Origin of the sequence: Lysinibacillus sp. fls2-241-R2A-57, from assembly GCF_030209535.1 — a bacterium.
Taxonomy (GTDB): Bacteria; Bacillota; Bacilli; order Bacillales_A; family Planococcaceae; genus Lysinibacillus.
Genome location: NZ_JARVRU010000121.1, coordinates 1 through 6,400, shown reverse-complemented (window position 1 = coordinate 6,400; position 6,400 = coordinate 1). Strand labels below are relative to the sequence as shown.

The window sequence follows — 6,400 nt, the reverse complement described above, 5'->3', positions numbered from 1 at the left end:
TTTCACGGATACCTGATCACTTCTGATGCTTACCCGATCACTTTTCACGGATACCCGATCACTTCTGATGCTTACCCGATCACTTTTCAGGGACGCCCCTAGGAAAACGCCCAATCGGAATGGAAATCAACCACACGTTATGGTAACAAGCTGGATTTTCAGTGAAAATTCTAATATTTTTCACATTTATAGCACTTTTTACTCACGCTCGAAAAATATTTGTCGGTATAATAGTTATAACAAGCTGATGAAAGAGGTATAAAATATGGAGATTTCACCTTATTACGAAAAAAAAATTCAATGTCATAATTGCAAAAAAGAATTTCCAACATTAAAAGTACGCTCTAAATTCATTAAAGTAGATCATACAGAAACAGATTTTCACCCGATCTATGCCGATGGTGTAAATGCGCTTTATTATAATGTGTTTGTTTGTGAGCATTGCGGCTTTTCATTTACCGAAGACTTTACACAATATTTTGCACCTGACACACAAGAGGAAATTCACACGCAAATTACAGAAAAATGGATTCATCATGATTTTAAGGGAGAACGCACTGTATTCCAAGCGATACAAGCTTATAAATTGGCGTTTCTTTGCGGTACGATTAAAAAAGAGAAATTTGTCGCTATAGCTGGGCTTACATTACGTCTTGCGTGGTTATATCGTTCCCTTAAGAACGAAGGCCAGGAGCAACGCTTTATGACAATGGCTAGGGATTACTATATGGATTCCTATTCAACAGAAGATTACAGCTCAACGCAAATGTCAGATGTACGAATTATGTATATGATTGCCGAATTATCACGACGTATCGGTGATTTAGAAAATGCTACACGCTTCTTTTCAAAGGTCATTGAAAAGCAAAGTATTGGTGGAGAGGCAAAAATCATTGAAATGGCTAAAGAGCAATGGGCCATTATTCGAGAGGAAAAAGAACACGCTCACCAATAGATACAAAAAAAGTTCTAGTCTGAGTAATCAGCTAGAACTTTTTATAATCGATCGATTAGAATACTTGCTCCACTTCAATAATACCTGGTACTTCTTCTAATAATGCGCGTTCGATACCAGCTTTCAGTGTAATTGTTGAACTTGGGCAACTACCACATGCACCTAATAAACGTAATTTTACAATGCCGTCTTCTACATCTACTAATTCACAGTCTCCACCGTCACGTAGTAAGAATGGGCGTAATTTATCTAATACCTCTTGAACTTGATCGTTAATTGTTGCTTCAGCCATTTGTCTCGACTCCTTTCCTTATAATGATTATAATGTTAGCAACAGAAAAAATCCAATATAGAATCACAAGGAGCGGAAATACTATGGGACAAACGAAACCGATGATTGAAATTTACGGAACAGCGGTAATTTGCGCAAGCTGTGTCAACGCGCCATCTTCAAAGGATACATATGAGTGGCTACAAGCAGCCATAGATCGAAAATATCCAAACCAAGCATATGATATTCGCTATATCGATATAGAAGGACCAATTGAGAATGAACGCGATCAAGATTATGCTACACGTATTCAAGACGATGAATTTTTCTATCCACTTGTCCTTATAAATGAGGAAGTCGTGGGCGAAGGCTATGTGCAATTAAAGCCTGTATTTACTGCACTCGAAAACCTAGGCTTCACGCCAGACGAAACTGTATAAAACTTTAATCAGTGAGGGTTTTCTTCTATCCTCCTCTGATTATTAGTATTCACCAATCGGGATAAAAAATAAGGGGTTGTTTCGAAATTTCGAAGCAATCCCCTTTTTGTAGCTTGTCTTCAACCACACAAGCTTATTAATCATTTTGACGTTTGTAATACCATAATAATCCTGATTTCATTAAGCGAGCGATACGTCCTGTTACTGTTGTATCTGCTAAATATACAAAGCCTTGTTTTTTACCAAGAGCTCCCATGAAACCTTTTAATTTAATATCTGGCATTTTCTCAGGTAATTGTTCGCCTTTCCAACGCATGCGAAGTACTTTAACAATCTGCTCTGCTTGTTCCTCTGCTAACTGCGCAGTTGGAGGTAATTCTGAAGAAGCACTGTCACCTACAACATACACATGCTCATCATCAAGAACATTAAAGTATTGTGTTACAAGCGGACGACCTTGTTTGTCTTTCTCAACATCCATGTCACGGACAATTTTGACTGGTTGTACCCCAGCAGTCCATACGACTTTATCAAGTAAAATTTCATCTTCATGATTATAAATTTTATCTGGTCCTACTTTTGTAATATTTGAATTGGCAATAACCTCAACATCGTTTTTGACAAACCAAGCTTTCACATATTTACTCAACTTCTCAGGGAAGTCTTTCAAAATACGTGGACCACGGTCAAATAATTTTATTTTTAAATCTGCGCGGCTTTCACGTAACTCACTTGCAAGCTCAATACCACTTAAGCCAGCGCCTACAATCCCGACCGTAGAATCTGCTGGTAAACCACAAAGTGCTTGGAACGTTGCACGTGATTTTGCCATTGTTTGAATGCTATATGTGTACTCCTCTGCACCTGGTACACCATGATATTTATCTTCACAGCCAAGACCAATTACTAAATCATCATATTCAATACGTTGCCCATCTTCTAAAATGACTACTTTTTCCACACGATTAATTTCAACGACCTCTCCATATACAGCCGTTAAACGTTCATGCTCTGGGAAGCTTACACGAATTTCTTTATCTGTTGCAGTTCCTGCTGCTAATGCGTAAAATTCTGTTTTTAAACTATGGAAAGGGGCTCTATCTACTAACACCATTTCTGTGTCTAATGGAAGGTTTGGTAATAAACGAAGCATGACACGCATATTGCCGTAGCCGCCACCTAAAAGTACTAATTTTCCCATAATAGTCTCCTTTTATATCTCTTATATTAATTGTTCACAAAGTATCCACAAATGAGTATAACCGATTGTGAGAAGTTTCACAATATCATAATGCAATTTTGTGAAAGATTTCACAAAATAAATGATAACTTGCTTTTTTCGAACGTTTTTTGAATCATTTGGACTTCGACAAATTGTCGCTATCGCTCAAATTTCCCTTAAATATTGTTTCCTTCTCTTCACTTTTGTAAAGATAGTTTAACACTGTAGCTTGCCATCATTTTGTATGCGCCCAACGTTACCATTGAATATCTGCTTTTATTCCAAGGCCAACTCAAATCATTGACGAATGTTTTAAAAGCGAGTAGCATTACTTTGGTGAGGTGACATGTATGAATCCAATGGTTGAATTTTGTATAAGTAATTTAGCAAATGGCTCTCAAAAGACGTATGAAATACTAGAGCGCGATCCGAACATCGACGTTTTGGAATATGGCTGCCTTAGTTACTGTACAAAGTGTTCAGAATCTTTTTATGCAATCGTCAATGGTGAATTAGTTGAGGCTGATTCTCCTGAAGAGTTGACGAAAGCTATTTATCAATTTATTGAAGAAAATCCGTTATGGTAATGAAGGCGTAATTCTTCATTCATATAATAATGAAACGCTTACTATTAAATTTGAACATATAAAAAGGATGTTATGCCAAAAATATCGACATAATCATCCTTTTTTTATGTTTGAACTTTTTATACGAATATTTGGACAGCAATTGAAACGTAACTTTAAACCCGAATTCATCTCACACCTATAGAAAATGGGCGACTTCCGATGAAAGAAGTTAAATTAATGCTTCTACCACATAAGTAGGTTGCTGTTCCTTCTCAAGTACAGCTTTTGTTGGTGTAACACCTGTATTTACATGGATTGTATCACAGCCAAAATTTATGCCACACATAATATCTGTGTCATAATTATCGCCAATCATCACCATTTCATCTTTTGTAAAGCTATGCTCTGTCGCAATGACTTCAAGCATTGCAGGTGATGGTTTACCGATATAGATTGGCTCAACGTCTGCAACCTCACCTACTAATCGGGCAAACGACCCATTCCCTGGAAGAAATCCATATTCAGTCGGAAACTTAATATCTTGATTCGTTGCTATAAACGTCGCGCCGTTTTGGACAGCAACCGTCGCTTTTGCAAGTGCCATATAATCTAGATTTCGATCAATCCCCATAACAAATACTTCTGGCTCTTCCTCAGTCGGTTCAATGCCTTCATTAAATAACGCTTTACGAATACCATCAGAACCTAACATGGCTACTTTTTTGTCAGGATAATTCAAGGCAACATATTTTGCTGTAACTAATGCACTAGAGTAAATATGCTCTAACGGGGCATTCACTCCAATAGCACTTAAAGCTTCCTGCAGCTGCTCTCTTGTTTTAGAAGAATTATTTGTTACGTAAAATGGCTCGATTCCTGCTTGTTGTAAACGATGAATAAAAGTAATCGCAGAAGGAATACCTTCTTTCCCACGGTATACGGTACCATCTAAATCAAAGCAATATGCCTTGTACGTTTTCATTGATGATCCTCTGGCAAAAATGCTGAAACAGGGCCGAGTTCATTTGTTAAATAACTACTCACGGCTGGTGAGAATTGTTTTAACACAGGTAGACTCGCTGTTAACACATTTACAACTTCCTGAATATCTACATCTGCAAATTCACGAACAAGCATTTTACGTAAGCCAACTACTGCTTTTAACGGTGCTTCCATTTCAGTTGATACGACTTTTTCATCGATTAAAATATCAATAATATCCTCATAGCTTCCTGGATCACGCATAATGAAACCGTCAATCATTAAATTCCCTACGTCCATCATGGACTCCATTACATTGTGACCAATTCGCTCGATTGCTAATTTCTTAATATCGTTTTCTAGCCAGTTATCTTCTGCCTCTAAAATAGCTAATAGTCCATCTAAGTACTGTAAATTTTTTGTGATTTTATTTCGATCTACAAAATACACAAGGAAAGCCCCCATTCAAATCTTTAAAAGTTGATAGTCATTTCTCTTCTATAGTACCATATCTATAGGACTGGAAGGAGATTAAAAGATGGAACGTTTTTTTTTATATGATGATGTAGAAGATACAAAAACACGCTTTGTAAGTTTTGCTGGAAATAAGTTACGCTATGATTTAGCCATTTTGCAATCAGGCCGCTTCTTTGGGAAAGTGCTTGTCATGGATATCCAATTTGGACGCTTTGCAATAATCGGTCCAGATGATGTAGAAGAACCTGGCTACCTAGAACATGTTTACAATCGTACAGAAGAAGATACAGTAGAACTACGTGAATATTTACGTGAATTATTGAACTAACACCCTTGATTGGGTGTTTTTTTATAATAAGATTCAATACAAAAAAATTCCGCTCTTTCTACAGGCAACTAGTAATGCTTTGTGCACTGTTCAGCAGAAGTAGGCGAAATTTTTTTGTAACTATCTTAGCTAAATAGAGCGTATATATCGAGCCGCTCTATTCATTATTATTTAAAGTTGCCGGATTTTCCTTATTGTGAGGCTTGTCTTTGTTTTCATTATCGTTTTGTTTTTTAGCTTGTTGATTTTGCCCAATGACAGCTAAATCATCTACACTAATATCAAAGCCGAAACCATATTCTTCTCGGTCTAACGGTTTTTTATTACGTTTTTCTTTAGTCAAATTCATCACCTCCATTAAATAAATTATCCTTTTTCAAATGAATTATACTTATCCATAATGGATGATACTTTGCTAAAGTGAATTATGCTGTTGCATCCTTAATGATCCAATCAACCGCACTAATTAAATCTGGAAACACCGCATCTGCCAGCGGATCTTTCTCACCTAAAAATACTCCCTTAGTCCCTGCTCGTTTGCCTGCTATAATATCTGTATCCGTATCTCCCACCATATAGGATTTTGCTAAATCAATATTATACTTTTCACCAAGATCCACGATTAATTTACTATTAGGCTTACGGCAAGCACAGCCTGACTTTGGTTTATGAGGACAATATACAACTTCATGAATAGTCGCCCCTTCCTTCTTCAATTCCTTTACCATGTGCTCATGTATTTTTTGAAGCTTCGTTTCTTTCATATACCCCAATCCGACACCACCTTGATTGGTTACGACAAATATATAGTCAAAGTACTTATTCAATTTTTTTATAGCTTCCGGAACATGCGGCAGAAAATAAAGATCCGCGGGCTTATTCACAAATTTAACGCGATTTGTTAACACTTCATTGATGACCCCGTCACGGTCCAAAAATACAGCTTTTTTCATCTAAATAACACACACCTTTACTATAAAATAAGTAGGTTGGTATAAAAGCAAAAAAATGCAAACTCATCACCAAAAAGTGGGGTTGATTTCCGTTCCGGGTGGGAGCTTTGTAGCTGTCGCTTCGCTTTCGCTACAGATAAAACAATTGTCGCTGACGCTTCGCTTTCGCGCAGATAAAACATTTGCCGCTGACGCTTCGCTTTC

General features: G+C 37.0%; 11 protein-coding genes. 4 read left to right on the top strand and 7 right to left on the bottom strand.

Annotated features, from left to right (window positions below; all coding sequences use genetic code 11):
• Positions 1-265: 265 nt before the first annotated feature.
• Complete coding sequence (locus tag QRN68_RS18200) at positions 266-955, top strand: DUF2225 domain-containing protein (protein WP_285398315.1); 690 nt, start codon at positions 266-268, stop codon at positions 953-955.
• 55 nt (positions 956-1,010) lie between these two features.
• Here the strand turns inward: QRN68_RS18200 and QRN68_RS18195 are convergent, their stop codons facing one another.
• The gene (locus QRN68_RS18195) at positions 1,011-1,247 is read right to left on the bottom strand and encodes a NifU family protein (protein WP_010857481.1); all 237 of its coding nucleotides are present in this window, start codon (positions 1,245-1,247) and stop codon (positions 1,011-1,013) included.
• A gap of 83 nt (positions 1,248-1,330) precedes the next feature.
• Between QRN68_RS18195 and QRN68_RS18190 the strand changes: the two genes are divergently transcribed.
• Positions 1,331-1,666, top strand: a complete 336-nt coding sequence (locus QRN68_RS18190; RefSeq protein ID WP_285398314.1) for a YuzD family protein — start codon at positions 1,331-1,333, stop codon at positions 1,664-1,666.
• A gap of 136 nt (positions 1,667-1,802) precedes the next feature.
• On the opposite strand, the gene QRN68_RS18185 is transcribed toward QRN68_RS18190, so the two are convergent.
• On the bottom strand, positions 1,803-2,867 hold the full coding sequence (locus QRN68_RS18185) for an NAD(P)/FAD-dependent oxidoreductase (RefSeq protein WP_285398313.1): 1,065 nt from the start codon (positions 2,865-2,867) through the stop codon (positions 1,803-1,805).
• Positions 2,868-3,238: 371 nt separating this feature from the next.
• Here QRN68_RS18185 and QRN68_RS18180 point away from each other — a divergent pair, with 371 nt between their 5' ends.
• The gene (locus tag QRN68_RS18180; RefSeq protein WP_285398312.1) at positions 3,239-3,475 is read left to right on the top strand and encodes a YuzB family protein; all 237 of its coding nucleotides are present in this window, start codon (positions 3,239-3,241) and stop codon (positions 3,473-3,475) included.
• 211 nt (positions 3,476-3,686) lie between these two features.
• Here the strand turns inward: QRN68_RS18180 and QRN68_RS18175 are convergent, their stop codons facing one another.
• Together QRN68_RS18175 and QRN68_RS18170 are read right to left on the bottom strand one after the other, a co-directional pair.
• Complete coding sequence (locus QRN68_RS18175; protein ID WP_285398311.1) at positions 3,687-4,439, bottom strand: TIGR01457 family HAD-type hydrolase; 753 nt, start codon at positions 4,437-4,439, stop codon at positions 3,687-3,689.
• Positions 4,436-4,888 carry a DUF86 domain-containing protein gene (locus tag QRN68_RS18170; protein ID WP_285398310.1) on the bottom strand — a complete coding sequence of 151 codons (453 nt, stop codon included), beginning with the start codon at positions 4,886-4,888 and terminating at the stop codon, positions 4,436-4,438. The genes QRN68_RS18175 and QRN68_RS18170 overlap by 4 nt, the downstream gene beginning before the upstream one ends.
• Positions 4,889-4,976: 88 nt before the next feature.
• Here QRN68_RS18170 and QRN68_RS18165 point away from each other — a divergent pair, with 88 nt between their 5' ends.
• A complete protein-coding gene (locus QRN68_RS18165) occupies positions 4,977-5,243 on the top strand; it encodes a DUF3055 domain-containing protein (protein WP_068985326.1) in 267 nt (88 codons plus the stop codon).
• Between the two features lie 157 nt (positions 5,244-5,400).
• Here the strand turns inward: QRN68_RS18165 and QRN68_RS18160 are convergent, their stop codons facing one another.
• The 3 genes from QRN68_RS18160 to QRN68_RS18150 form a co-directional block, all read right to left on the bottom strand.
• Positions 5,401-5,601, bottom strand: a complete 201-nt coding sequence (locus tag QRN68_RS18160; RefSeq protein WP_481817466.1) for a hypothetical protein — start codon at positions 5,599-5,601, stop codon at positions 5,401-5,403.
• Positions 5,602-5,668: 67 nt separating this feature from the next.
• A complete protein-coding gene (locus QRN68_RS18155) occupies positions 5,669-6,196 on the bottom strand; it encodes a D-glycero-alpha-D-manno-heptose-1,7-bisphosphate 7-phosphatase (protein WP_285398309.1) in 528 nt (175 codons plus the stop codon).
• A gap of 20 nt (positions 6,197-6,216) precedes the next feature.
• The coding region (locus QRN68_RS18150; protein ID WP_285398308.1) for a hypothetical protein at positions 6,217-6,400 on the bottom strand (184 nt) is incomplete at its 5' end.